Source organism: Peribacillus aracenensis, assembly GCF_025175645.1.
GTDB lineage: Bacteria > Bacillota > Bacilli > Bacillales > DSM-1321 > Peribacillus > Peribacillus aracenensis.
Genome location: NZ_JANZMJ010000009.1, coordinates 62,461 through 87,647, shown reverse-complemented (window position 1 = coordinate 87,647; position 25,187 = coordinate 62,461). Strand labels below are relative to the sequence as shown.

The following is a 25,187-nucleotide window of genomic DNA, read 5'->3' as shown; positions in this document are numbered from 1 at the left end:
ATTCAAAAATTATTTTACTCTTTTTGCTGCCCAAATATAAAAAGAGGCACTTAGGAGTAAACCCAAGTGCCCTTTTGTGTTAGATCCGTTAATTAAAGTATCACGCTTACAATGATCGCTGATAGGATGCTGACAAGAGTCGCACCGTATAACAGCTTCAAGCCGAAACGGGCTACAACATTACCCTGTTTTTCATGAAGTCCTTTGACTGCACCGGCAATGATTCCAATAGATGAGAAATTAGCGAATGAAACCAAGAATACCGAAACGATCCCTATCGTCTTATCGCTCAACGCTGCTGATGCTTCCCCTAGGCTCAGCATGGCAACGAACTCATTGGTTACCAGCTTCGTCGCCATGATTCCGCCAGCAGTCACGGTTTCTGATATCGGTACACCCATGATAAAGGCAAACGGTGCAAAGATATACCCCATGATGTCTTGGAAGCTGATTCCGAAGACCATGTCGAATACACTGTTGATTCCTGCGATTAATGCAACGAAACCAATTAACATCGCTGCTACAGTGATAGCAACCTTAAATCCATCCATGATATATTCCCCAAGCATTTCGAAGAAAGACTGCTTCTCTGCCCCTTCTTCAACAGGGAGAATATCCTCCTCATCCGTTACGGTATAAGGATTGATAATGGATGCAATGATAAATCCTCCGAACATGTTAATAACGATTGCCGTCACAACATACTTTGGTTCAATCATCGTCATGTATGCACCGACAATCGACATCGATACAGTTGACATGGCTGATGCACAAAGCGTATACATGCGAGATGGCGGAATCGCACCGAGTTGTTTTTTCAAGGTTATGAAAACCTCGGATTGGCCCACTATTGCTGATGCAACCGCATTGTAAGATTCCAATTTACCCATCCCATTCACCTTACTTAAAAGGAATCCAATCCACTTCATGATGAACGGAAGGATCTTGAAATGCTGTAAAATCCCGATTAATGCCGAGATGAAGACGATTGGAAGAAGGACATTTAAAAAGAATGGCGATGCTCCTTCGTTTACAATCCCGCCAAATACAAAGGTGATCCCTTCATTTGCCCATTCTAAAAGTTTTCCGAAAGCATCGGCAATCGAATTGATGATCACTAAACCAAACTTCGTATTCAATAATAAATAAGTTAAAATAAGCTGAATGACCACCATGAGGATGATCGGTTTAATTTTAACTTTCTTCCGGTCACTGCTGGCTAATAAAGCTAGTCCAAAAACAATAAGCAGCCCTAAAATTGCAATCAGAAATTTCATATATTCTGCCTCCACTAAGGGTGAATTTTATGTCGTGCATTACTAGTAGGTTACCCTCAAAAAAATTATGCAAACGTTTTCTCTTTCATCCAAAATACATGTACGTACCTCTCCAGAAGTCTATATTAAACTAATATTTTTTTAAGTGCAATTATTATTTCCCTTTTTAAAATAACAATTAATTACAATAATGGGTTTCATGAATGAAAAAAGAAGGCTCCCCTTCGAAAGGAGCCTTCTCTTTCCTCAAATAGCATTGACTTTTTAGGCTGTTGTTTGTCTGGATATCACCGACATCGCTAATCCAGCGCCTCCAACGATAAAGATGATGATGGATGCGGCCAAGCCACCTGCCCCTTGATAAAAGCCGATCAATTTCCCTGCAAAAGAGTCTCTGCCTTGGAAACCGCCACCGCTTGGCATCTCTCCTGGAGTCCCGGAACCATTAGGCCCGCCTTGTGGAGCGCCCTGCATATCATTTGATGCCGCTCCCGTAGTTGAAGTTGAATCGTGTGTCGCCGGACTGCTATTAGCCGATTCTTCCGCAACATCCGATTCTGTTGTGTTGCGATCGGCAGGCTGACCCATCATCGCCTGTCGATTCACGGGTTCATTGCCGCTGCCATACACATACATCATGACCCCGATGACTGCTTGAGCCATTAAAAGAACCGACGCCAATGTTCCAACCAAAAAATGTAACTTACCAAGTCTTTTCATCAATGGTTTTCTCCTCCGAAAATAAATGTATTTATACGATGATTATCTAAAAAGACCCTTAATTTTTCCTTAAGCAACAAGGAAAAAAGTAAGGGTCCTTTTCGTATTGGATGGCATCTATTGTTGGATTAATTTTTCTTTTGATTTCTCGGAAAAGTGATTTCAAAACGGGTGCGTTCATTCTGTTCACTCGTAACCTTGATGTTCCCTTGATGTGTGTTTACAATCCATTTGGCTATGGATAAACCTAAGCCGGAGCCTTCATTTGCTGAACGGGATTGCTCGACTTGGTAAAAACGATTAAAAATCAAGGGGAGATCTTCCTGCGGAATGCCTTTTCCATTATCCTCTACAGTAAGAATGATGGATGAAGCATTCTTGATGCAGGATAGGGAAATCTCCCCGCCTTCCTCGGTGAATTTCATGGCATTATCCACCAAGATCACCAATAGCTGATGAATTCTCTCTTTATCCCCATGAAACACCACCTGTTCAGGAGCATGGCTAATGATCGATTTCTCTTGAAAAGAAGCTATATCCCTATACTGTTCCACGATATCCATTAGTAAGTCATCAAGGAAAAAGTTCGATTTCTTAACCTCGATTTGATTCGAATCCGTTCTGGTCAAGGTTAAAAGTCCGTTAACAAGCTTATTCAATCGCCGGACTTCTTTAGAAATGATGGATATATCAACGGCCTTTTCCTCGATGGTCGCATTCGGTGATTGAAATAGCAAATCAGCCCGCGATTGAATGACAGCAAGCGGCGTGCGAATTTCATGCGAAGCATCCGAGACAAACTGCTGTTGCTGATCCCAGGATTTCTTGACAGGGATCAGGGCCCGTCCTGCCAGAAGATAGCCTGCGCCTACCGCCACCAAACTTCCAATTCCTCCACCAACAAACAAGATGAGCAGCAAGCGATCGAGCATTTCTTTTTCTGTATCCACATTCCTGATGAATTGTACGGTCATCTTTCCATACTCCGTATCGACCTTGGTGGAAAGTGCACGGTACGTGTATCCATTCACCGATATTTCTTCAATCTCTTCAAATCTTTCAGGGTAAAATTCCAATTCATTGACCTTATAGAAATTGTCTGCACTTAGTCTTGGCTCAATGATCGTATCATCCGGCCCCCAAATGATGACGCTCGGTCCCGGTCCTAAGAGAAACTCACCTTGCGGACGTCCGCCTGGCCTGCCGCCATTATTGAAATCCCTGTAATCCTGTTGAAGTGAATCATTGACATCCCTATAAATCTGATTTTCCGTATAAAAATAAATTGTTCTGCTTAAAATGGCTATTAAGACAATAAAGACGATAGAATTCAATATGGTTAGTTGAAGTCGTGTTTTTTGGAACATAATGATCCCCTTATGGTTGTTTTAGCATATAACCAATACCCCGGACGGTTTGAATATCTTTATGGTAATTGAAAGGTTCCAATTTTTTCCTAAGGTGATGGATGAACACTTCCACAATGGCAATCGTCGTATCTGAATCAAACCCCCAAATGCGGTCGAAAATCTGCTCACGGGTCAATATTTTCCCACTATTTTGAATTAGGTATTCCAGTAATTCAAACTGTTTCAAGGTCATTTTAATGACCTTTCCATCAACTAAAATATCCTTTTCTTTTTCCAACAGTTCAATATTACGGTATTTCACATGCTGCTCAAGCGATAAAATGCCACTCCTTCGAAGCAGGGCACGAATCCTGGCCTTAAGTTCCGGTGCCTGAAACGGCTTGACTAAATAATCATCGCCACCCATTTCCAATCCTCTGACACGATCCTCAAGTGCATCTTTTGCCGTCAAAAACAAGACACTTGTATCTATTTTTGCTTCCCTGATTTTCCGTACGATTTCAAATCCATCGATTCCCGGAAGCATTACATCCAAAATGATGATATCGTATATACTTTGCTGAGCCATGAATAGTCCATCTTCCCCATTATCCACTGTATCCACTTCATATTCATCCGTCAGAATCTGACGGATCGACTCTAATAATGAAACATTATCTTCTACCACCAAAACCTTCATGCAGGGTACCTCCCAACCGCCTCAATTGTGATATATGTTGATTTTATCCTTTTTCATATGCAAAAGAAAGCGGGCTTTTAATCGCCTGCTTTCTTTCAAATTGTATGTTCATTCGTGACGCAGTGCCTGGATTGGATTTAATTTGGATGCCTTATTGGCAGGAAATACACCAAACATTATCCCGATTAAAATGGAGAATAAGAAAGCAAACAGTGTTACCGACCATGAATAACTGATCGTTAAGCTTGAAAAAACTGAAATCAATTTTGCGATTCCCAATCCGATTCCAACACCCAACAATCCCCCGAAGCAGCTCAGGACCATCGCTTCAATCAAAAACTGAAGAAGAATCGATTTCCGATTCGCCCCAATTGCTTTTCTAATCCCGATTTCCTTCGTCCTTTCTGATACGGAAACCAACATGATATTCATGATCCCGATTCCGCCCACCAGTAACGAAATACTGGCTATACCGCCAAGCATGAGTGTGAACGTATCCGACACAGAGCTCATTGTATCCATCAGATCTTCTTGATTGGACACCGAATAATTATCACTCTGTTCTGGGAATGATGTGGTCATCGTACCTTGTACCTGGTACATCGCCCTATCTATGATATTCTCGTTCTCCGCTTTTAAATATACGGTTCCGATTGTTGTGCTGCCTGTGGCCCTTTCGGCAGTGGTGATCGGTGCAATGATTACATCATCCCCGCTCGACCCCATTGAGGTGCCTACCGATTTCAGCACACCAATCACTCGATAGGAAACTCCGCCGATAAGCACGTTCTGATCCACAGCTTTTTGATTTTCAAAAAGCGTGCTGGCTGTATCCGACCCCAGGACGACGACCTTGGATCTTAATTCCGTTTCCATATCAGTCAAAAATCGGCCTTGACTGAGCTCCAGATCCCTAACCGATAAGTAGGATGAAGTTGCACCGGTCATTGAAACCTGTGCCGAAGCTTCTCCGTTTTTAGCATAAACGCGTCCGGTGACCACAGGTGCCACTTCCGATATCCCGTTCAGCTCTTTAAACTGTTCAATTGTATCATCCGTCAGCTCCACGGAGTCGGTATCCGTGACACTTACCGTTATCAAGTTCGTTCCCAGGCTATTGATCTCATCCTGAACGGACTGTGAGGAACCCTGCCCGATCGAAACCAGAACGATTACGGAGGCAACTCCAATTATGATCCCAAGCATGGTTAAAAATGCTCTGACTTTATTGGTTTTGATACTGCGTATAGCCATTTTCATTGATTCGCTCAGGTTCAATCCAATCACCTCCGTTCTCAAATAGCTGACCATCCTGTATCCGGACGACACGAGTCGCCTCTTTTGCCACTTCCAAGTCATGGGTTATTAGAATGATTGTTTGTCCATTTTCGTTCAATTCTTTCAGCATCTGCAGCACTTCTTTACTCGTTTTACTATCCAAGGCCCCCGTCGGCTCATCCGCCAATAGAACGGGCGGGTCACCGGCAAGTGCCCTTGCAATCGCAACTCTTTGCTGCTGTCCGCCAGACAGTTGGTTCGGCAGATGATTCTTCCGGTCACTCAGGCCTACCATATCAAGGCATGCATTGGCCACTTTTCTTCTTTCCTTCACGCTTGCCCCTCTATAAACCAGGGGAAGTTCGACATTTTCCAACGCTGTCAGTTTTGCCAACAGGTTGAAATTTTGAAAGATAAATCCTATTTTAATATTACGAATGGCAGCTAACTCATTATCCTTCATCTTTTCCACTTCTTTTCCATCAAGAAGATATTCACCTATGTCAGGCTTGTCAAGGCAGCCAATCATATTCATGAACGTCGATTTTCCCGACCCAGAAGGACCGATGATCGAAATGAAATCGCCTTTATCGATTGTAAGACAGACATCTTGAAGTGCCTTAACCGTTTCACCGCCTAATTCATATGATTTAGACATGTTCCTAATTTCTATGATGGGTTTCGCCATTTTACTGACCTCCCTTGCCGCTTGGCATTCCGCCACCGTTTGGCATCCCGCCGCTCGGCATTCCGCTGCCGCCCTGCATTCGTATTTCGCCTCCTTGGCCTCCCCTCATTCCATTGCTGCCATTGCCAGTCGAGCTTTCATTGATGGTGATAGGCAAGGAAACAAACTGGCCCTCTTCAAGTCCCGAAGTTATTTCAATATACCTATCATTGCTGATCCCAGTCTCAACCGCTGTCTTTGTACTGGCAGTTCCTTCAGGTGTACCGGATTGTTGTATATTTACATATTTCTCTTCACCATCCATTTGGACTGCTTCAATCGGAACATATAAAGCATCTTTAACACTATTCGTCAAAATGCTCACTTCAGTCGACATCCCAATTTTTATATCGCCGGGTTTGTCAATTTTGATCGTAACATCGAACGAAGAAACTCCATTCTCATATGTACCTTCCCTTGCTACACTGGTCACTTCCCCCGTAAACGTTTCATCTTCAAAAGCACCGGCTTTAATTTCAACTGTTTGTCCTTTTTTAACATTTGGAACATCCAATTCATCTACACTGATCGTGGTTTTCAATTTTTTATAATCCGTAACATGTGCCAACACTTCACTGCTTGATACACGATCCCCTTTTTCTACATCCATTGTTGTAACGGTACCATCGAATGGGGCCGTTATCGGGTCACTTCCATCCGTGAAGGTAATAAGTTCATCACCTTTCTCAACCAATTCATTCTTCTCTACAAGAACTTCATCCACTTCACCCGTTACAGAGGAAGTGATGTCCTCACTATTGATTGCGGCGACCGATCCGGAACCGCTTATTTGAACTTCAAGATCTCCCTTTTCAACTGTTGCGGTCACCGACTTTGCGATGACAGGCTCAGCACTGTCCTTCATGAAAAACCAAGCGCATCCCCCAATCGCCAGCACTAAAACCGTACATATCATTATCCACTTTTTCATCACTTTTCTCCTTTCAGATTTCCTTCGTTGAAACCAGTATCGTGAAAGAAGCTTAACTTTTCCTTAATGGCGATACATTTTATTTCCAATGTATTCCATTTATACAGGACACTCCCTGTACGAAAAAATTAAAACGATGTCGAACGAAAATTTAATTTACAATATATTCTGAAAATTATATACTGATACTGATATCGGAATTTGGTAATGTAATCCGAATCAATAATGATGAAGGGGGAACCAACTTGGCATCTAACGATTCAATCGCTAAGGAAACCAAGGTAAGCGCTTCCATGGACTACACCAAGATCGTCCAATCACAATCTTTTCAAGAACTGTTAAGGAAAAAACGCAATTTCATCGTCCCGCTATCCATCTTTTTCATGGTCTTTTATTTCACCCTACCCCTACTAACTTCCTACTCCAAAGTTCTTAACTCCTATGCTTTCGGGGCAATCAGCTGGGCCTGGATTTTTGCCTTCGCTCAATTTATCATGACCTGGACATTATGCATCCTCTATTCCAAAAAAGCTGCGACATTTGACCGATTAGTGGAAAAAATCATTAAAGAATCGAAAGGATAAAAGGTGAATTCACAATGAATATACTTGCTTTCATATTGTTTCTAATCATTGTCGGGCTAACATTGGTCATTACCTATTTTGCTTCACGGCGCACCAAAACGACCGCGGACTTTTATACGGCGGACAGCAGCCTTACCGGGTGGCAGAATGGTTGGGCCATTGCGGGAGATTATATGTCCGCTGCCTCGTTTTTGGGGATAGCCGGCATGGTCGCACTCTCTGGATTTGATGGTTTTTTCTATAGCATAGGTTTTCTGGTTGCGTATCTGGTCGTTCTTTATATCGTGGCCGAACCGCTCCGTAACCTTGGCAAGTATACATTGGCGGACATGATCGCTGCCCGTTTCAATGAAAAGAAAGTACGCGGTGTCGCTGCCCTTAACACCATTTCCATTTCAACCTTTTATATGATCGCCCAATTAGTCGGTGCAGGTGCCCTTATAAAACTCTTACTTGGAATTGATTATCTTTACTCCGTCATCATTGTAGGCATTTTAATGACCGTATACGTCGTATTTGGCGGTATGACGGCCACCAGTTGGGTCCAAATCGTCAAAGCCGTTTTATTGATGGCAGGTACATTCATCATCTCCATCATCGTATTGGCGAAATTCGACTTTAGCGTGATCGAAATGTTCAAGCAGATGAAAACAGCCACTCCTTTGGGCGGGGATTTCCTCAACCCCGGTAACAAATTCAAGGATCCCTTGGATACCTTATCCCTTAATTTAGCCCTTGTACTCGGTACAGCAGGACTTCCTCACATTCTCATCCGTTTCTTTACCGTGAAAGACGCCATCACAGCCAGAAAGTCCGTCGTATATGCCACTTGGATCATTGGGATCTTTTATATAATGACCATTTTCCTGGGATTTGGAGCGGCAGCTTTTGTTGGATACGACAAAATCATTGGCGCGAATGCGGCCGGGAATATGGCTGCCCCGCTGCTTGCCGAAGCCATTGGGGGTGACTTCCTGTTCGCCTTTGTCTCTGCAGTTGCATTCGCTACCATTTTAGCGGTTGTAGCAGGTCTCGTTCTATCGGCAGCATCTGCTTTTGCCCATGACTTCTATGGCCACATTATCCGGAAGGGCCAAGCCACTGACAAGGAACAAGTCGTTGCTGCTCGTTGGGCATCGATCGGAGTGTCCGTCCTCTCCATCATCCTTGCCTTGTTTGCCCAAAACATGAATGTCGCCTTCCTTGTTTCACTTGCCTTTGCCGTCGCTGCCAGTGCCAACCTGCCCATCATTGTCTTCACGGTATTCTGGAAACGTTTTAACACAGCTGGGGCTGTCACGGGCATGTTAGTTGGACTGGTCAGTTCTTTATTGCTTGTGTTCCTGAGTCCCAATGTCTGGTCACCGGTGGAGGGAGCGGCAATATTCGTCGGGGAGCCATTATTCCCGCTTGCCAATCCAGGCATCATCTCCATCCCGATTGGTTTTATCGCAGCCATCGCCGGAACACTTCTGTCAAGCAAGAAAGCCGATGCAAAAAAATTCGACGAAATTTTGGTAACAGCCAACACTGGGATGAAAGATCCTATATAAGCTAGCTTACTTATTATTTTAAAATATTAAAAAGAGAAAGGAGATCAGGGTTCGGCCTGATCTCCTTTCTCTTTATTTAGAAACATATATCAAGAAGATTCCTGCTAACTTCTCAATCTTAACTTCCTTCTATTGTACTTAGTTACTAACTGGTTCATGACTTCTGCAAAGATCAGCCCCATCGCAATGGCACCAGCCAGCATGAAGACCTTGGCGGCCAATTGAACAGCAACATAAAAATCATTTCCAACAAAATGCTTCATCGCATCATACGACAAACCCCCAGGCACGAGCGGGATGATTCCCGATATATTGAAAACCGTGATCGGCGTTTTATACCTTTTAGCAAAATACTGACTGATAACCGCAACGATAAATGCAGCCGCTAATGTTGCCATGATGCTGTTTATCTCATTTTCAACCAGAAAAAAGTATAAGATCCACCCTAACATCCCTACGAAGCCACATTGTAACAATGAATTTTTTGGTACATTGAAGATGACTCCAAAGGCGGCTGAGGCAATGAAACTTGTAATAAGCTGTGCAATCATCATTCTTCCTCCCCTAAAATCATAAGAAAACAAACGCAGCCGATATTCCTGCCCCAATGGCTAAAGCAGTCAAACCTGCATCAACACCCTTGGATAGGCCTGAAACCAAATGTCCTGCAATTAAATCCCTTGCTGCATTCGTAATTAACAGCCCTGGCACAAGCGGCATCACCGCTCCAATGATTATCTTGTCCAAATGACTTCCGACTCCAATCTGGACAAAGAACATAGCTGCTAGACCTACGACTAATGAGGCGATGAATTCAGCAAAAAAACGAACTTCCAGTAACCGGTGCAAATAAAACAGGCATGAGAAGCCCATTCCTCCAGCTATACAGGACCAGATGAAATCATTCCACTGGCCTTGGAACATGATTAAAAAGCAGCCGCTCGATATAAATGCAGCAAAGACCTGTACCCACATGGGATACCCCATCCCGGCCTTTTCGATTTGTTTTAACTGTAAATAAGCTTCCTCCGGTGTCATTTCCTTGCTGGAAATGCTTCGGGATATGCTGTTGACCAGCGTCACCTTATGTAAATCTGTAGATCGTTGGGAAACTCGAATTAATTTTGAAGCCGGGTGCATGCCATCCAGCGAAAAAATAATTCCTGTAGGGGTCGAAAAACTATGTGAGTCACCGCATCCAAACGCTGCAGCGATTCTTACCATCGTATCCTCCACCCGTGAAGTTTCCGCTCCATTCTGAAGCATGATTTTTCCCGCAAGTAAACATACATCTATAATTTCATTGTATAGTAAACGATCATCCATTTTATCCTCTCCATCACTTCATGCATGAGTTTCCCTCAATAACAGATAACGATCATACCAAGTTAAATCCACCTCATAATAGCCCAATTCCCGTGAAAAGGATATAAAAATATTACCTATTTAATTTATCAATTCCATTAACCGCCACTTCAGACTTCCTTAGTACCAGTATTCCCCTTATTTCTTGCCGAAACCGTTTAGTTAACAGAAAGATTCATTTATAACCATAAATAAAAGGAGTGCGGGCACACGAACCCTGCATCCCCTTTTTCCCGTTCAGTACGACTATATGCCCTTTTGAATGAAGCAATCCACGGTTTCATTAAACAAATCGCTTTCTTCCATAAATGGACAATGGCAACTATCTTCAAAGATTACTAGTTTGGAATTTGGAATGTTTTCATGCAAATGTTCCCCTGCTGCAACAGGAATTACTTTTTCATGCCTTCCAAAACAGAGAAGTGTCGGAATATTGATTTTTGGCAAGAATTCACGATAGTCCACAATCGATTGGTCAAATAGAATGCTACTGGCAATGGATTCCGGCATTTTGGTCACTTCCCCAAGCATCCAGCTTGCATCCTCTGCAGATAATTCATTGTTGAACATGGAAGCAAGGAAGCTTTGTAAAAATGGGGCACGATTCGTTTGAATTTCAGTCATGAAGGCAATCAACGTGTCCATATCAAATGCACCGATATTAAAATCGGGCCACTTAAAGTCAGAGGCCAATTCATCCACAATCACGGTTGAATGAATATTTCCCTCACCGAATTGCTTAAGATAATCCCAGACGACAAATGCCCCCATGGACCAGCCTACAAGTATGACATCCTTTAATCCCAGTTTACCTATGAATGCATGAAGATCTTTGGCATAAACGGAGACCGTATTTCCGTAATGTACATGATTTGACTGACCATGGCTTCTTAAATCAAGTAAGATCGTTCTATATTTATCCGAAAAGTACGGAAGCTGCCTTTTAAAGAACCGGCTGCTCATCCACACACCATGGATGAAAATAACCGGTCTTCCCTGTCCCTTTTCTTCATAAAATAACCGAACGCCCTCTTCCACCTCAACAAATGCCATTCTATCCCTCCTTCACTATTTTTTCACAACCCATTCCCTATTATTATGTATTGCATATCTCCTTTTAACATTCCTTCCTATAAAAAAATATTGTCAAACCTGATTTTAGAGTTGATAATGAAGTATATTTTTATTGATATCTTCATCCTGAAAGGACGGAAATTTAATGAAGAGCTTTATCAAAAACTATCGATCCTCTTTAATATTACTGACTGCCATTATTATCGGTGGGATAGCTGGCGTGGTTTTCGGGGAAAAAACCTCGATCATACAGCCGCTAGGGGACTTATTCTTAAATCTGATGTTCACGATCATCGTGCCATTGGTATTTTTCAGCATTGCTTCAGCGATTGCCAATATGAGCGGAATGAAGCGTCTCGGAAAAATCATGGGAAGCATCGTTCTCGTTTTCCTGACAACAGCCGCTTTAGCTGCCGTCATTGGATTTATTGGGACAACCATCGTAAATCCGTTGGAAGGCACAGATACGACAGCCATTAAGGAACTGATGGAAAACAGTTCCCCTGAAGAGACCATCGAAGAAGTTTCTTTCTTCAGTCAGCTGGTCAACACTGTAACCGTTTCCGATTTCCCAGAACTGTTCTCTAGAAGCAATATGCTTCAGCTTATCGTTTTCTCGGTATTAATCGGGCTTTCCACTGCACTGGCCGGTGAGAAAGCAAGACCGATTACCGAGTTTTTGACAGCGGGTACAGCTGTCATGATGAAGGTCGTCAAAATCGTCATGTACTATGCTCCAATTGGACTTGGTGCTTATTTTGCGGCGATAATCGGCCAGCTTGGGCCGCAGATTTTAGAAGGCTACGCTCGCACTTTCATTCTTTATCTAGTCTTGGCCTTGATTTATTATTTCGGCTTCTTCACTTTGTATGCCTTTATCGCAGGCGGGAAAGATGGGGTTAAACTATTTTGGAAAAATGCCCTGACACCGTCCATTACAGCCATTGCAACTTGTTCTAGTGCCGCATCCATTCCAGTCAATCTGGAATCAGTCAAGAAAATGGGCGTGCCTAAGGATATAGCGGAGACTGTCATCCCACTCGGAGCCAACACTCATAAAGATGGTTCGGTATTCGGCGGGGTATTGAAAATCGTTTTCCTATTCAGCTTATTTGGAAAGGATATGACAAGCATATCAAGCATTTTAAGTATACTGGCTGTTGCCTTTTTGGTTGGAGCCGTTATGGGTGCCATTCCTGGGGGCGGCATGATTGGGGAAATGCTGATTCTGAGTGTATTCGGCTTCCCTGTTGAAGTCCTGCCGATCATTGCCGTTATATCCACGATCATCGATGCTCCTGCTACACTGCTTAACTCAACAGGAAACACCGTTTGTGCCATGCTTGTCACAAGGCTAGTTGAGGGAAAAAAATGGTTAAAACAAGCATTCATTAAAGAAGCTGTATGATTCTTATAACTGACTGGCTCCTGGTTAAAACAGGAGCCAGTTTTTTCATTTTCGCGACTTTCTTTCAAACAGTACTTTAATTGACAAGGGGTTCCTACCCCTTACATAGAATTAAAGATTGGAGGAGGGATTTGAATGTTAATGAAATGTTTACCTGCCGCAATCCTTATCACGGGACTATTATATATTTTTTTTATACCGGAAGAGCCTTTAATCATTAAAATCATGTTCAAGGTCATCCCCATGTTATTAATTTTGCTCTACGCCTGCACAAATGTGGGAAGACGGGATCGATACCAATCCTTCATACTTCTTGGTTTATTCTTTTGCATGCTTGGAGATGCTTTGTTAATCTGGTTCGTCATCGGGCTTTGTGCCTTCTTGATCGGCCACCTTTTCTATATTTCGGCATTCTTTAGACTGTGGAACTTTTCATGGCTCCGATTCGCGGCAATTCTTCCGATTAGCATTTACTCCACTTGGATTGGACGTGAAATTGTACATTCGTTAATCGAAAAAGGTGAGCATGACCTCATCATCCCTGTAATCTGTTATGTAACGGTCATCTCCCTCATGGGCTGGGCGGCATTCATGACCGGCAATGCGGCCGTCATCATCGGCGGGGTCCTGTTCGTGATTTCCGACTCCATTTTATCTTGGAACAAATTCATCGATGCTGTTGCCTATTCCGGACCACTGATCATGCTTACCTACTATGCAGCCCAGTTTTGCATCGCTAACAGCATTCGCATGAAACCTTCTTTCCAGTTATCGAAAGATTTGCAAAGTGAACGGCCAAACCTTTGAACCCCGAATATCCGTTCGTTTCACATGAAACAATTTTTCCATTAAAAAAGGCATCCACAGCTCTAATGGAACTGTGGACGCCCTTTTTCAACCTTTAATTTTCTTAATGAAGACTACTTTTAAATAATTGCCTTCCTTATATTCCCTGCTTGTTTTAAAATCAGCCGGTAATGAGAATTGTTCCATGATCTCGTACTTTCCATTCATTTCCTTGAAAGCAACATCAATGAAGCTCTTGAATTTTTTCATATCGAATGTACTGCAATTAGTTGAGGCGATAATGATCCCATTGTCTTCCGTAATGGAAATGGTATCCTTCAATAGATTCGTATAGTCTTTCCCGGCACTAAAAGTAAACTTCTTCGATTTGGCAAAGCTGGGCGGATCAAGGATGACCATTTCAAATTTCAAAGCTTTCTTCACCGCATATTTAAAATATTTGAAAACATCCATCACCACGATATTGTGAGCTTCAGGATCTATGCCATTCACACTGAACTGCTCGATCGTCTTTGGTAAACTGCGATTCGCCAGGTCGACACTCGTTGTTTTAACAGCACCGCCTAAAGCGGCAAACACGGAGAATGCCCCCGTATAGGAGAACATATTCAACACCGTTTTCCCTTTTGAATATTCATCCCGGATTTTCCTTCTGACATCGCGTTGATCAAGGAAGACACCGACCATTGCCCCATCATTCAGATAAACAGCGAAGTGGACTCCATTTTCCTTTACAAGAAGCGGAAATGCCGGCTGTTCGCCCATGACAAAATCGTCTTCATCCACGTACTGCCCCTTTGTATCAAAGCGTTTCTTCTGATAAATCGATTTAACCTCGACCGTTTCCTGCAATGCCTTAATGATGTAGTCTTTAAAGAAATATATTCCTTTGCTATACCAGCTAATGACATAGTGACCATCATAATGATCAATGATTAAACCGCCAATTCCGTCACCTTCCCCATTAAACAAGCGGAAAGCTGTAGTCTCCCCATCTTCAAAAAATGACTTTCGGAATTCGCATGCTGCCTGGATTTTGCCGGTAAAGAAGGCTTGATCAATCTTTTCATCTTCTCTTTGGGTCAATACCCAGCCATAGCCCTTATTCTGTTTACCATAATATCCTTTTGCCAGAAAGCGGTTGTTTTCATCCACCAAACGCACCAATGCCCCCTCTTCCCTAAGGTCATTAAGGTTGGCTATCGACTCTTTAACAATCAAGGGAAAACCCTTGCCGATTTTACTCACGAACTTAGCCTTCACTTTTATATCTATTTCTTTTCCCATATATATCATCCTATCTATGCATATGCTTTCCTCCCCATTTTACCCTAATCCCTTTATAAATAAAAACCAGCCCGGTTCCTTAACCAGGCTGGTTTCTAGAAACTTTGATTATGAAACTTCCAAATGTAGATCTCCTGGCTTAACTTTACCCATCATCTTCAATACCCGATGCAATGCAAGTGTGATCAAAGCTGGCAATACCATACCCACTGCCACATAAACCAAGAACGTGTACAACCCCTGACCAGTTATTATGGCAATCGGGGCAATCATTGAACTTAACCCCATGCCTCCAAGCTCATACGGCACTTGAAAATCGAATGCCAAGGTAGCGATAGGCGCACAGATGATTGCCGCCACAAAAGGCGGAACGGCATATAATGGTTTCTTGATTAAGTTAGGAAATTGAACTTTTGGCGTAACGACCATCTGTGCCAGGAACCCGCCCATATCATTATCTTTATAAGACATGACAGTGAACCCTACAAACTGAACGGTACATCCGATTAGAGCTGCAGCACTGGAAACGGGATCTAATTGCAGAGCGATCGCCAGTGCAGCGGAAGACGCCGGTGTCATCAATAATATGCTCCATACCAAGGCAATGACCATTGAACCGATTAAGGGAGAACCTGCGACCGCAGCGGTGGTTTGGCTGCTTATCCATGTTAGGAGCGGAGTGGTGACAAGAGCCAGGCCATACCCCGAAACTCCACCGACAAGAACTGCTCCCATTGGGATGGCCATGATGTCCAACTTCGTTTTGCCGATTAGGCGCTTACCTATATATGTTGCAATTACTGCTGCCAAGACAGCACTTAGCGGCTGACCCGTAACAATCGTGAAAGCACCCTCAGCAGTTCTGTGAATGGCAGCACCCCCAACAGCACTTGAAGCCATGGCGCTAAAGATAATTAATGAATTTCCACCTAGCTGATATGCGATGCCTGCTCCTAAAGCCGGTGCCAGCAAGACCTTTGCGGCCCCGCCTATTGCCAGGAAGACCTCCCAATCTAAATATCCCCCTATGGATTCAAACAATAACCCGATCCCTAATGTAACCAAAACAGCGTTGGCTATCCCTGTCGATGCCTTGTACATTCGATCGCTGAAGTATTCTTTCCTGCTCACTATATCTCCACTCCTTAATTAATTATCAAAATATTCAATTTTATAAAACACAAAAAAAATAAAGGTCTTCATTTTAAAAACCTATTAAGTATATCGCACCGCTTCCTATAACGTCTGTTCGTATAATAACATGAATTTTCTGATAATGTAAGAAGTATTTTTATTCTAATAAAATAAAAGCGTTTTCAAAAATAAAGGTTTAACCCATTATTATACAAGAAAATACTAATATTATATTATTCCAAAATAGATTTTCCTTTTTTAGGATGTGCTATATGGAAGATATTTCGAGACATTCGCGACAAAAAAAAGAACCCGATTCAAGGATTCTCTCACTAGCTGGATATCTGGACCCAACTTATTCTTATTGAAAACCTTCCAATGTTGCAAAAGTGTCCTTCAAAAATTGGTAAAACAATTTCTCCGTTGGCATAAGTTCCCGGTCAGTTGGAACGATGACCCCTACAGCCCTGGTAACAGACGGTTCCTCCAGCGGCAATTTAACCGTAAAACGTGGCAAGCTATCAATCAAGGAAATCTCAGGTATCAAGGTTATACCCAACCCTGCCCCCACCAGGCCTTTTATAGCATCAGTATCTTTTCCTTCAAATGCCACTTCCGGTTCAAAGCCATGCAGTTTGCAAGCTTTCATGACAAGATCCCTTAAAACATAGCCCTTTGGAGATAGGATGAACGGATTTCCTTTAAGTTCATTCAAGCATAGTGATTTCTTCAAGGCCAAAGGATGACTTTCTGGTAAAAGGGCAACTAAGTTCTCAATAAATAGCGTTTCACCTTTGATTTTCTTTTCATTCGTCGGCAGAGGCCCGATCAAGGCCATGTTAATATTACCTTTTATTACTGAATCTATCAGGTATCGATATGAGCCTTGTTTCAAAGTGAACTTTGCCTGCGGATAACTTTCCCTGAAGTCGGAAATGACCCTTGGCAATACATAAGAAGCCAAACTGCTGGGAAAGCCAATGCGGATTGTCCCTTTTTCTGGATCCAGACTTTCAGCCATCTCACGCTTGGCACGATCGATTATATCCATAGCTTGTTCCATATTCGTTAAAAATGTATGTCCTATAGGCGTCAATCTGATCTTTCGGCCTTCCCGGATAAATAGGGGCACACCTAATTCTTCTTCTAAATTGTAGATTTGACGACTGACTGCCGACTGGGCAACATGCAAGTTCACTGCTGCTTCCGTCATATGTTCACGCTTTGCCACTTCAATGAAATATTCGATTTGCCTTAATTCCACTCTAAGCTCCCTCTTCCATATCAAAACAGCATGTTACTTATCTAATATTCAGATTGTTTGTTTTATTTTTAAATTATATCATGAAAGTATCGTATAAAGACTGATATCTTATTCAATTGTATTTTAAGACTAAATTACCTTAAGGGAGAGAGAACAATGACCACTTCACAAGAAGTCGAGCATAAGGAATTACAAGTTGCCAAAGAGTTCGTAAGTCAAGTATATGCACAGGTGAAGGAGCGCAATCCCCACGAAAGTGAGTTCCATCAAGCCGTAAAAGAGATATTCCTTTCATTGGTCCCCGTTTTTGCAAATCATCCTGAATATATGAAAAGCGGAATATTGGAGAGGCTGGTTGAACCCGAAAGAATGATCACCTTCCGTGTTACATGGGTTGATGACCTGGGAAATGTTCAAGTCAACCGTGGTTTTCGTGTACAATTCAACAGTGCAATCGGGCCATTCAAAGGCGGTCTTCGATTCCATCCCACTGTCAATTCCAGCATCATTAAGTTTCTTGGTTTCGAGCAAATCTTTAAAAACTCTCTTACTGGCCAGCCGATCGGTGGGGGAAAAGGCGGATCGGACTTCGATCCTAAAGGAAAATCGGACGCGGAAATCATGCGCTTTTGCCAAAGTTTCATGGCAGAACTAGCTCGCTATATCGGACCTGATACAGATGTACCGGCTGGAGATATCGGAGTCGGTGCAAGGGAGATCGGTTACCTGTTCGGTCAGTATAAAAAGATGCAAGGCAGCTACCATGCTGGTGTCTTAACCGGTAAAGGCATAAGTTACGGCGGAAGTTTGGCCCGTACAGAAGCGACTGGTTATGGAACGGTTTACTTCGTCGAAGAAATGCTAAAAGACAAAGGGTTACAATTCCATGGCAGCACTGTCGTTATCTCCGGATCTGGCAATGTATCCATTTATGCCATTGAAAAAGCTACACAGCTAGGCGCAAAAGTTGTTGCATGCAGCGACTCCAATGGCTATATATATGATGAAAATGGCCTGAACCTTGACACAGTTCGACGTCTAAAAGAAGTGGAACGAAAACGTTTGAGCGAGTATGTCGATGCGCACCCGGAAGCCGTATACCATGAAGGAAGCTATGGTATTTGGTCTGTACCATGTGACATCGCACTGCCTTGTGCCACACAAAATGAAATCGATGAAGAAGCAGCAAAATTACTGGTCAAAAACAATGTGAAGGCAGTTGGTGAGGGTGCCAATATGCCCTCAACCCTCGAGGCCATTGATGTATTCCTCAATAACGGCATCCTTTTTGGACCAGCAAAAGCAGCCAATGCAGGCGGCGTTGCCGTGTCTGCACTTGAAATGGCTCAAAACAGTGCCAGAATGCCTTGGACTTTTGAAGATGTCGATACCAAGCTGCACGAGATCATGAAAAACATCTATAAAAATAGTGTAGAGGCCGCAGAGGCATATGGTGCGCCTGGCAACTTAGTTGTCGGGGCCAATATTGCCGGATTCCTTAAAGTGGCGGATGCGATGCTGACTCAAGGTATACTCTAGCAATCAGTTGATTTAGGAGGCGGTTCCGACTAGGACCGCCTTACTTTTGTAAAAGAGCGTTTTCATTTTCTTATACCACTCATTCATATCAATTCAAGCTGGGTATCCACAATTAGATAACATCAATTGGATTCAAAACATTTCTTTCTTACGACAAAAAAGAGTGCCGGAAAAGTTCCGGCACTCTTTTTGTTGAAAGACAATCATTCTTTTGTGACCAATTTCAATGGAACGGATATTGTCTCATCCACTTTGTCACCTTTTAGGATTTTTTCAGCCGCATTAACCGCTTCTTCACCGATAAGTGCCGGTTGTTGGGCGATTGTAGCTTTTAGTTCACCGTTTTCAACTGCTTTCAATGCATCATCATTTCCGTCAAAACCAACCACGATGATGTCTTTTCCTGCTGCCTTGATTGCTTCAATGGCTCCTAGTGCCATTTCATCATTATGGGCGAATACCGCTTGGATGTCTTTATTGCCTTGCAGGATATTTTCCATGACATTAAGCCCTTTTGTCCGGTCGAATTCCGCCGTTTGGCTTGTCAGGACATCTAGCTGCTTGTCCGCAATATTGTGGAAACCTTTCCCGCGTTCACGAGTTGCGGATGCTCCGGATACCCCTTCAAGCTCCACTACTTTCGCTTTATCGCCAAGCTCCTTAACTAGATATTCTGCAGCCATTTCCCCGCCAGCCACATTGTCGGAAGCGATGAATGTTTCAATGTCACCTTCGTCTGAAGAACGGTCAATCGTGATAACTGGAATGCCTGCTTCATTTGCTGATTGAACGGCTGAAGATATTGCCGCAGAGTCAGTAGGATTCACAAGAAGGACATCAACCTTTTGAAGAATTAAATCTTCAATTCCGCTAATTTGTTTTGCTGTATCATCTTGGGCGTCAACAACTGTGACTTTCATGCCTTTTTCTTTTGCCTCTTTTTCAATGCCATCTTTTAAGGAAACGAAGAATGGGTTGTTTAAAGTGGAGATGCTGACTCCGACTTTCACGTCTTTCATGGAGTCTTTCTTTTCTTTTTTATCATCCGATAAACCAGAGTCCATTGAACAGGCAGCCAAGACCATTAAAGAAAGAACCATGATGATTGATACTATTTTTTTCATTGATTACACCTCTTCTTATGATTTTTTACGGTCAAGTAAGACCGCAATTAATATAACTGCACCCTTTACCACTTGCTGGTAGAAAGAGGATACACCAAGTAAATTCATGCCGTTATTCAAGGTACCGATGATCAGGACACCCACCAGCGTACCGAACAACCGCCCTTTACCGCCTGAAAGGCTCGTTCCGCCTAGCACCACGGCTGCAATGGCATCCATTTCATAGGATTGGCCTGCAGTCGGCTGTGCCGAATTAAGACGGGATGTTAAAATGGCACCAGCGATTGCCGCCATCGTACCGGCCAGACCATATATGGCCACCTTGACTCGGTCAACTTTAATCCCTGAAATACGGGAAGCCTTTTCATTTCCCCCAATGGCATATGTTTTACGGCCAAAGGATGTTTTATGAAGCAGGAACCATAGGATCAAGAAAGCGATGACCATCACCACGGCCGGTACTGGCAGTCCCAGGAAGTAACCTCTCCCAAGCATCTGGAACATTTCAGAATCGCCGATTCCAGTAATCGGCTTTCCATCTGTATACACAAGCGTTAATCCCCGGAAAATCGTCATGGTTGCCAGTGTCACGATGAAAGGGGCCATTTTCCCCTTAGAAACGAGAATCCCATTGATTACACCCATTATTGCACCTAGTAGAATCCCTACTAGTATAGCTAAAATCGGATCTAATCCCGAGACCATCATACCAGCCATAAGTGCGCTGGATAGAGCTAAAATGGAACCGACGGACAAGTCGATGCCACCTGTCAATATGATAAAAGTCATTCCAAATGCAATAAGTGCATTGATGGAGGTTTGACGCAATAAATTCAAAATATTATTCGGTTCCATGAATGATGGATTTAAAACGGTTATTACGATAAATAAAAGTACCAGGGCGAGTAACGGACCAAATTTCTGCCAAATCCCGCTTTTCCCTGTAGCCTCAAGTTTCATCCTAGTTCCCTCCTGTCGCCAATGCCATAATTTTTTCTTGTGTCGCATCCTGTTTTAACAATTCCCCAGCAATTTCACCTTCGTGAACCACAAGGATTCTATCACTCATTCCAATGATTTCGGGAAGTTCTGACGAAACCATGATGATGGCTATGCCCCGCTCCGTCAATTCATTCATCAATTCATAAATTTCACGTTTCGCACCAACATCTATGCCCCGGGTCGGTTCATCCATGATTAAAACTTTAGGGGAAGTGCCGATCCACTTGGCTATTACCACCTTCTGTTGATTTCCTCCGGACAGATTGCCGATGACCGTTTCGGCAGAAGATGTCTTCACATGAAGTCGCTTAATCATCATTTCGGCAAAGTTCATCTCATCTTCCGTTTTTACGATTCCGCCAGGAGCAAAACTCTTGAGATTCGGCAAGCCGATATTTTCCCTTACAGAAAAGTCCAGGATCAACCCCTCTTCTTTACGATTTTCCGTAATGAAAGCCAGACCGTGCCGAACTGCATCAGTTGGTTTCCGTATGGAAACTTTTTTGCCTTCAATGGTAATTTCACCCCTGTCTATTTGATCGACACCAAATAGGGCGCGCATTATTTCTGTTCTGCCTGCTCCCATTAATCCGGCTACACCGACAATCTCACCTTGCCGAACCGAGAAATGGATATCTTCAAAAAGCCCCTTTTTAGTTAAACCTTTTACATCAAGGACTATGTCGCCAGCATTCGCTTCACGATGAGGAAACCGATCCTCCAGCTCCCGCCCGACCATTTTCTGAACGACTTCATCGAAATTTGTATCTGCAATTCTTTTCGTATCGACTGTTTTACCGTCACGCATTACGGTGATCCTGTCACAAATGGCGAATATTTCTTCCATTCGGTGAGAAATATAAACAAGCGATACTCCCTTTTTGGTAAGTCCCTTCATCACTTCAAAGAGCTTCTCTATTTCTCTATCAGTTAAAGCGGCAGTGGGCTCGTCCATGATGATGACTTCGGCATCCGTCATGAGCGCCTTGGCAATTTCAATCATTTGCTGTTCCCCGACAGAACAAAGTCCGGCTTCCTTATCAAAAGGAAGGGAAATATTAAGTGTTTTAAAAATCTCGTTTGCACGCGCTTTCATTTGTTTCTCCTTCAGGACACCGAAGGCATTCACCATTTCCCTGCCGATAAATAGATTCTCAAGCACAGTCATTTCCGGCCAAATATTCAATTCCTGACGGATAAAGGCCATTCCCACCTCTTCCGCTTCCTTTGAATCCTTGAATGAGGTTTCTTTACCGTTAATCTCAATCGTTCCTTGATCTTGTTTGTGCAGCCCGGTCAAAATGTTCATCAAGGTTGATTTTCCCGCTCCATTTTCCCCCATTAGTGCATGTACTTCCCCAGCCTCTAAAGAAAAATGAACACCTTCCAATACCTTATTTTGACCAAATGCTTTATAAATATTGTGCATTTCGATTTGCATGCTCATCATCTCATTTCTTTAAAAGAATACTCCAGACTGCAATATGCAATTTGAATATGGCGTCGTCTCCCCGGTCCGGATTATTGCTTTCGCGTTACTTGTCAGCCTTTTAAAATCCTCATGGGAAACATATTCAATCGCTGCTCCGAATTGCTGCTCCATGTATTGATGCTGTTCCGGGTTTTTAACCTTCACTTCTGTGGCAGCGATAACTTTTTCAACAACCATATCTTCGTGAACCGCCCGGACGACATCTTGAAATGATGGTGTTCCAGGCGTCAATGCTAAGTCTATCTTGCAAACTCCCGGTGGCACCGGCAGCCCGGCATCACCTACGACAATATAATCGGTATGACCAAGGTCAACCAGGACCTTGGCTATTGAACTGTTGATGATTCCTTGACGTTTCATGCTTCAAAGCCCCTCTCGACCTCTAACCTTTGCGGCATGCCACCTTGAGCGCCTAACTTCGTCACGGAAATGGAGGCTGCCCGGTTCGCGAATGACAAACATTCGTCAAAACTTTTTCCTTCTGCAACCGCCACGGCAAAGGCAGCATTGAATGTATCCCCTGCGCCTGTTGTATCCACCGCTTCGACTTCAAAGCTTGGAACAACCTTTTCTTCATGTCCGTCAAAATAACGGACGCCATTTTTTCCTTCGGTAATGAATAATTTATTTGGATACTCAGTCAGGACTTTCGTTCTATCTCTCCCATTGAATAGAATCTCGAATTCATGTTCATTCGGAGTAAGGAATGACGCCTGTTGAATGACAGCCTCGCTTAGCTTGCGGGCGGGAGCTGGGTTCAATAGTAATCTCTTTTGAAGCGTGTTGCACATTTCAGCCAGATATTCTACGGTTTCCTCTGGTATTTCCTGCTGAACCATCACGATATCCGATTCCTCTATCACCTTTTTCGCCTTTTGTACATATTCGGGAGTAATGAAATCATTCGCACCTTTAACAACAATAATGCTGTTATCACCTTCAGAAAGGGTAATGTGTGCTGTCCCGGAAGCGGAACCTGTAACCGGTTCCACATACTCCGTATTTACATGATTTTTTTTCAGGTTTTCTAAGATGATCTCTCCATAGACATCATCCCCTACACATCCAACCATTGACACTTCTGCACCAAGACGTGCCGCTGCAACAGCCTGATTGGCTCCCTTTCCTCCAGGGACCGTGATAAATGACTCTCCTAAAACCGTTTCCCCGGCCATTGGCCTCTTAGTCGATGTCACCACTAAATCCATTGAGGAACTTCCCACTACTGCAATTCTAATCATGTCTTCTCCGCCTTCCTTCTCGTTGTTTGTCTCTCCACAAAAGAAACAGGGAGCTTTTTATGTGTTACTTCCATTTTTTCTTGATCGATCTTTTTAATTAGCATTTCTGCCGCTTGTGCCCCCATCTCATAGGCTGGCTGCCGAATTGTCGATAACGGTGGGTGCAATAACGCCGTGAAGGAGATATCATCATAGCCGATCAATTGTATGTCTTCCGGTATTCGTATTCCCCGTTTTAAAATCTCTTGAAGTGCGGCAGCTGCAACAATATCATTACAAGCAATGATTCCATCCGTTTCCGGATATTTCTCGAACAGCTGCTTCACGCAAGTTTGGCCGCCCTGAAGTGTTAGGGATGAATCCATGACTTGCACGTTCACTTTTGCTTGTTTCAATTCCTCCAGTGCTGCCATGTACCGTTCATATACAGGCTTTATTTCGACTGGCCCTCTAATGAGGACGATATTCGTACTGCCTCTATCCAGCAATACGCGTGCTGCCAGTTTACCGCCTGTTTTTTGATCGGAATAAACAGCTGGTAATTTCTCTCCCGTACGGTCGAGAAGGACTACTGGAATATCCAGATTATCGAAATTTTCATTGGCTTCTACACTAGTGGAAGCAATCATGCCCACTACATTATTTTGCAGAAAAGTGTCAATATATTCTATTTCTTTATCTCTCTTTTCATCACTATTTCCAAAAATTAACCGATATCCAAATTGCTGCAGATAATCCTCGACACCTCTTGCCATTTCTGGGAAGAAGGGATTCGTAATGTCCGGTAAAATCAATCCAACCAATTTGGATTTACGTTTGTAGAGGGATCTTGCCACTTCATTCGGTTTATAATTTAATTTTTCAACAGCTGCCATGACCACCTTTTTTGTGTCCTCATGTGCATAACCACTGCCATTCATAACTCTGGAAACCGTTGCCACAGAAACCCCAGCTTCCTTTGCCACATCCCGAATAGTTGCCAATATATCACCCTCAATAATTTTGTGTAACCGTTTACACATAGCTTATCACCAAATTATATGAACGGCAAGCCCTATTCCAAAGATAATTTTTAGGTAATTCGAACCAAATAGGATAACATATTCTTATTTATGCGTATATTTATTAACCATTACCGCTTTATAAACTTTGTAACAAAGTTGATTGGAACAGGTGTACGAGACTCCTGCGGGAAAAGTGCATCTAGGGGAGACACTGCATGCGCAAGCCGAGGGCTGACCGCCCGCGGTAAGCGAGTGCCTGGAGCGGAAATCAACGGTCAATTTGTAAAAGCCAAAAGAAAACTGGCCCAAAAGTCTGAGCCAGTTTAA

General features: G+C 43.1%; 25 protein-coding genes. 6 read left to right on the top strand and 19 right to left on the bottom strand.

Annotation, left to right across the window (positions count from 1 at the left end; all coding sequences use genetic code 11):
* Positions 1-92: 92 nt before the first annotated feature.
* The 7 genes from N0M92_RS11545 to N0M92_RS11515 all read right to left on the bottom strand — a co-directional run bounded on the left by N0M92_RS11545 (position 93) and on the right by N0M92_RS11515 (position 6,982).
* Entirely contained in the window at positions 93-1,277 is a 1,185-nt protein-coding gene (locus N0M92_RS11545) for a NupC/NupG family nucleoside CNT transporter (RefSeq protein WP_260285813.1), read from the bottom strand.
* A gap of 264 nt (positions 1,278-1,541) precedes the next feature.
* The gene (locus N0M92_RS11540) at positions 1,542-2,000 is read right to left on the bottom strand and encodes a hypothetical protein (RefSeq protein ID WP_260285812.1); all 459 of its coding nucleotides are present in this window, start codon (positions 1,998-2,000) and stop codon (positions 1,542-1,544) included.
* A gap of 125 nt (positions 2,001-2,125) precedes the next feature.
* Positions 2,126-3,364, bottom strand: a complete 1,239-nt coding sequence (locus N0M92_RS11535; protein ID WP_260285811.1) for a sensor histidine kinase — start codon at positions 3,362-3,364, stop codon at positions 2,126-2,128.
* Positions 3,365-3,374: 10 nt separating this feature from the next.
* Positions 3,375-4,046 carry a response regulator transcription factor gene (locus N0M92_RS11530; protein WP_260285810.1) on the bottom strand — a complete coding sequence of 224 codons (672 nt, stop codon included), beginning with the start codon at positions 4,044-4,046 and terminating at the stop codon, positions 3,375-3,377.
* Positions 4,047-4,154: 108 nt separating this feature from the next.
* Positions 4,155-5,345 carry an ABC transporter permease gene (locus tag N0M92_RS11525; protein WP_311202546.1) on the bottom strand — a complete coding sequence of 397 codons (1,191 nt, stop codon included), beginning with the start codon at positions 5,343-5,345 and terminating at the stop codon, positions 4,155-4,157.
* Complete coding sequence (locus N0M92_RS11520; protein ID WP_311202545.1) at positions 5,272-6,012, bottom strand: ABC transporter ATP-binding protein; 741 nt, start codon at positions 6,010-6,012, stop codon at positions 5,272-5,274. Before N0M92_RS11520 ends, N0M92_RS11525 begins: the two co-directional genes overlap by 74 nt.
* Before the next feature lies 1 nt (position 6,013).
* Positions 6,014-6,982, bottom strand: coding sequence for an efflux RND transporter periplasmic adaptor subunit (locus tag N0M92_RS11515; protein ID WP_260285809.1), 969 nt, complete (start codon positions 6,980-6,982; stop codon positions 6,014-6,016).
* A 293-nt stretch (positions 6,983-7,275) separates the two neighbouring features.
* On the opposite strand from N0M92_RS11515, the gene N0M92_RS11510 reads away from it, so the two are divergent.
* Together N0M92_RS11510 and N0M92_RS11505 are read left to right on the top strand one after the other, a co-directional pair.
* Positions 7,276-7,566: a DUF485 domain-containing protein gene (locus tag N0M92_RS11510; RefSeq protein WP_260285895.1), complete on the top strand. Its 291-nt coding sequence runs from the start codon at positions 7,276-7,278 to the stop codon at positions 7,564-7,566.
* A gap of 14 nt (positions 7,567-7,580) precedes the next feature.
* Entirely contained in the window at positions 7,581-9,119 is a 1,539-nt protein-coding gene (locus N0M92_RS11505) for a solute symporter family protein (protein ID WP_098370283.1), read from the top strand.
* Between the two features lie 104 nt (positions 9,120-9,223).
* Here the strand turns inward: N0M92_RS11505 and N0M92_RS11500 are convergent, their stop codons facing one another.
* From N0M92_RS11500 to N0M92_RS11490, 3 genes are all read right to left on the bottom strand, one after another.
* Entirely contained in the window at positions 9,224-9,673 is a 450-nt protein-coding gene (locus N0M92_RS11500) for a threonine/serine exporter family protein (protein ID WP_260285808.1), read from the bottom strand.
* A gap of 16 nt (positions 9,674-9,689) precedes the next feature.
* Positions 9,690-10,445, bottom strand: coding sequence for a threonine/serine exporter family protein (locus N0M92_RS11495; protein WP_260285807.1), 756 nt, complete (start codon positions 10,443-10,445; stop codon positions 9,690-9,692).
* 285 nt (positions 10,446-10,730) lie between these two features.
* Positions 10,731-11,537, bottom strand: a complete 807-nt coding sequence (locus N0M92_RS11490; RefSeq protein ID WP_260285806.1) for an alpha/beta fold hydrolase — start codon at positions 11,535-11,537, stop codon at positions 10,731-10,733.
* Positions 11,538-11,703: 166 nt separating this feature from the next.
* Here N0M92_RS11490 and N0M92_RS11485 point away from each other — a divergent pair, with 166 nt between their 5' ends.
* Together N0M92_RS11485 and N0M92_RS11480 are read left to right on the top strand one after the other, a co-directional pair.
* Positions 11,704-12,966 (top strand): dicarboxylate/amino acid:cation symporter, encoded by a 1,263-nt coding sequence (locus N0M92_RS11485; RefSeq protein WP_260285805.1) that lies wholly within the window; start codon positions 11,704-11,706, stop codon positions 12,964-12,966.
* 135 nt (positions 12,967-13,101) lie between these two features.
* Entirely contained in the window at positions 13,102-13,773 is a 672-nt protein-coding gene (locus tag N0M92_RS11480; protein ID WP_260285803.1) for a lysoplasmalogenase, read from the top strand.
* Between the two features lie 87 nt (positions 13,774-13,860).
* On the opposite strand, the gene N0M92_RS11475 is transcribed toward N0M92_RS11480, so the two are convergent.
* The 3 genes from N0M92_RS11475 to N0M92_RS11465 all read right to left on the bottom strand — a co-directional run bounded on the left by N0M92_RS11475 (position 13,861) and on the right by N0M92_RS11465 (position 17,458).
* Entirely contained in the window at positions 13,861-15,060 is a 1,200-nt protein-coding gene (locus N0M92_RS11475) for a class I SAM-dependent rRNA methyltransferase (protein WP_260285802.1), read from the bottom strand.
* A gap of 108 nt (positions 15,061-15,168) precedes the next feature.
* A complete protein-coding gene (locus tag N0M92_RS11470) occupies positions 15,169-16,161 on the bottom strand; it encodes a PTS transporter subunit IIC (protein ID WP_260285891.1) in 993 nt (330 codons plus the stop codon).
* A 394-nt stretch (positions 16,162-16,555) separates the two neighbouring features.
* A complete protein-coding gene (locus tag N0M92_RS11465; protein WP_260285801.1) occupies positions 16,556-17,458 on the bottom strand; it encodes a LysR family transcriptional regulator in 903 nt (300 codons plus the stop codon).
* Between the two features lie 156 nt (positions 17,459-17,614).
* Here N0M92_RS11465 and gdhA point away from each other — a divergent pair, with 156 nt between their 5' ends.
* Positions 17,615-18,997 carry an NADP-specific glutamate dehydrogenase gene (gene gdhA, locus N0M92_RS11460; RefSeq protein ID WP_260285800.1) on the top strand — a complete coding sequence of 461 codons (1,383 nt, stop codon included), beginning with the start codon at positions 17,615-17,617 and terminating at the stop codon, positions 18,995-18,997.
* A 203-nt stretch (positions 18,998-19,200) separates the two neighbouring features.
* On the opposite strand, the gene rbsB is transcribed toward gdhA, so the two are convergent.
* From rbsB to N0M92_RS11430, 6 genes are read right to left on the bottom strand one after another with little or no spacing between them, the layout of a single operon-like run.
* The gene (rbsB, locus tag N0M92_RS11455; protein WP_260285799.1) at positions 19,201-20,121 is read right to left on the bottom strand and encodes a ribose ABC transporter substrate-binding protein RbsB; all 921 of its coding nucleotides are present in this window, start codon (positions 20,119-20,121) and stop codon (positions 19,201-19,203) included.
* 15 nt (positions 20,122-20,136) lie between these two features.
* Positions 20,137-21,081, bottom strand: coding sequence for an ABC transporter permease (locus N0M92_RS11450; RefSeq protein ID WP_192207343.1), 945 nt, complete (start codon positions 21,079-21,081; stop codon positions 20,137-20,139).
* Position 21,082: 1 nt separating this feature from the next.
* Positions 21,083-22,564, bottom strand: a complete 1,482-nt coding sequence (locus tag N0M92_RS11445; RefSeq protein WP_260285798.1) for a sugar ABC transporter ATP-binding protein — start codon at positions 22,562-22,564, stop codon at positions 21,083-21,085.
* 18 nt (positions 22,565-22,582) lie between these two features.
* Positions 22,583-22,975, bottom strand: a complete 393-nt coding sequence (gene rbsD, locus N0M92_RS11440) for a D-ribose pyranase (protein ID WP_034316088.1) — start codon at positions 22,973-22,975, stop codon at positions 22,583-22,585.
* Positions 22,972-23,856: a ribokinase gene (gene rbsK / locus N0M92_RS11435; RefSeq protein ID WP_260285797.1), complete on the bottom strand. Its 885-nt coding sequence runs from the start codon at positions 23,854-23,856 to the stop codon at positions 22,972-22,974. The genes rbsD and rbsK overlap by 4 nt, the downstream gene beginning before the upstream one ends.
* Positions 23,853-24,839: a LacI family DNA-binding transcriptional regulator gene (locus N0M92_RS11430; RefSeq protein WP_260285796.1), complete on the bottom strand. Its 987-nt coding sequence runs from the start codon at positions 24,837-24,839 to the stop codon at positions 23,853-23,855. The genes rbsK and N0M92_RS11430 overlap by 4 nt, the downstream gene beginning before the upstream one ends.
* Positions 24,840-24,968: 129 nt before the next feature.
* Between N0M92_RS11430 and N0M92_RS11425 the strand changes: the two genes are divergently transcribed.
* The gene (locus N0M92_RS11425; protein WP_260285795.1) at positions 24,969-25,187 is read left to right on the top strand and encodes a hypothetical protein; all 219 of its coding nucleotides are present in this window, start codon (positions 24,969-24,971) and stop codon (positions 25,185-25,187) included.

What these genes read in the sequence shown, in the direction of transcription:
- N0M92_RS11425 (WP_260285795.1), top strand. Translation starts at nt 24,969, where the DNA reads ATGCGTATATTTATTAACCATTACCGCTTTATAAACTTTGTAACAAAG.
- rbsK (WP_260285797.1), bottom strand. Translation starts at nt 23,856, where the DNA reads ATGATTAGAATTGCAGTAGTGGGAAGTTCCTCAATGGATTTAGTGGTG.
- rbsD (WP_034316088.1), bottom strand. Translation starts at nt 22,975, where the DNA reads ATGAAACGTCAAGGAATCATCAACAGTTCAATAGCCAAGGTCCTGGTT.
- N0M92_RS11495 (WP_260285807.1), bottom strand. Translation starts at nt 10,445, where the DNA reads ATGGATGATCGTTTACTATACAATGAAATTATAGATGTATGTTTACTT.
- N0M92_RS11490 (WP_260285806.1), bottom strand. Translation starts at nt 11,537, where the DNA reads ATGGCATTTGTTGAGGTGGAAGAGGGCGTTCGGTTATTTTATGAAGAA.
- N0M92_RS11545 (WP_260285813.1), bottom strand. Translation starts at nt 1,277, where the DNA reads ATGAAATTTCTGATTGCAATTTTAGGGCTGCTTATTGTTTTTGGACTA.
- N0M92_RS11445 (WP_260285798.1), bottom strand. Translation starts at nt 22,564, where the DNA reads ATGCAAATCGAAATGCACAATATTTATAAAGCATTTGGTCAAAATAAG.
- N0M92_RS11530 (WP_260285810.1), bottom strand. Translation starts at nt 4,046, where the DNA reads ATGAAGGTTTTGGTGGTAGAAGATAATGTTTCATTATTAGAGTCGATC.
- gdhA (WP_260285800.1), top strand. Translation starts at nt 17,615, where the DNA reads ATGACCACTTCACAAGAAGTCGAGCATAAGGAATTACAAGTTGCCAAA.
- rbsB (WP_260285799.1), bottom strand. Translation starts at nt 20,121, where the DNA reads ATGAAAAAAATAGTATCAATCATCATGGTTCTTTCTTTAATGGTCTTG.
- N0M92_RS11515 (WP_260285809.1), bottom strand. Translation starts at nt 6,982, where the DNA reads ATGAAAAAGTGGATAATGATATGTACGGTTTTAGTGCTGGCGATTGGG.
- N0M92_RS11500 (WP_260285808.1), bottom strand. Translation starts at nt 9,673, where the DNA reads ATGATGATTGCACAGCTTATTACAAGTTTCATTGCCTCAGCCGCCTTT.
- N0M92_RS11505 (WP_098370283.1), top strand. Translation starts at nt 7,581, where the DNA reads ATGAATATACTTGCTTTCATATTGTTTCTAATCATTGTCGGGCTAACA.
- N0M92_RS11480 (WP_260285803.1), top strand. Translation starts at nt 13,102, where the DNA reads ATGTTAATGAAATGTTTACCTGCCGCAATCCTTATCACGGGACTATTA.
- N0M92_RS11450 (WP_192207343.1), bottom strand. Translation starts at nt 21,081, where the DNA reads ATGAAACTTGAGGCTACAGGGAAAAGCGGGATTTGGCAGAAATTTGGT.
- N0M92_RS11520 (WP_311202545.1), bottom strand. Translation starts at nt 6,012, where the DNA reads ATGGCGAAACCCATCATAGAAATTAGGAACATGTCTAAATCATATGAA.
- N0M92_RS11535 (WP_260285811.1), bottom strand. Translation starts at nt 3,364, where the DNA reads ATGTTCCAAAAAACACGACTTCAACTAACCATATTGAATTCTATCGTC.
- N0M92_RS11510 (WP_260285895.1), top strand. Translation starts at nt 7,276, where the DNA reads ATGGACTACACCAAGATCGTCCAATCACAATCTTTTCAAGAACTGTTA.
- N0M92_RS11475 (WP_260285802.1), bottom strand. Translation starts at nt 15,060, where the DNA reads ATGGGAAAAGAAATAGATATAAAAGTGAAGGCTAAGTTCGTGAGTAAA.
- N0M92_RS11485 (WP_260285805.1), top strand. Translation starts at nt 11,704, where the DNA reads ATGAAGAGCTTTATCAAAAACTATCGATCCTCTTTAATATTACTGACT.
- N0M92_RS11470 (WP_260285891.1), bottom strand. Translation starts at nt 16,161, where the DNA reads ATGTACAAGGCATCGACAGGGATAGCCAACGCTGTTTTGGTTACATTA.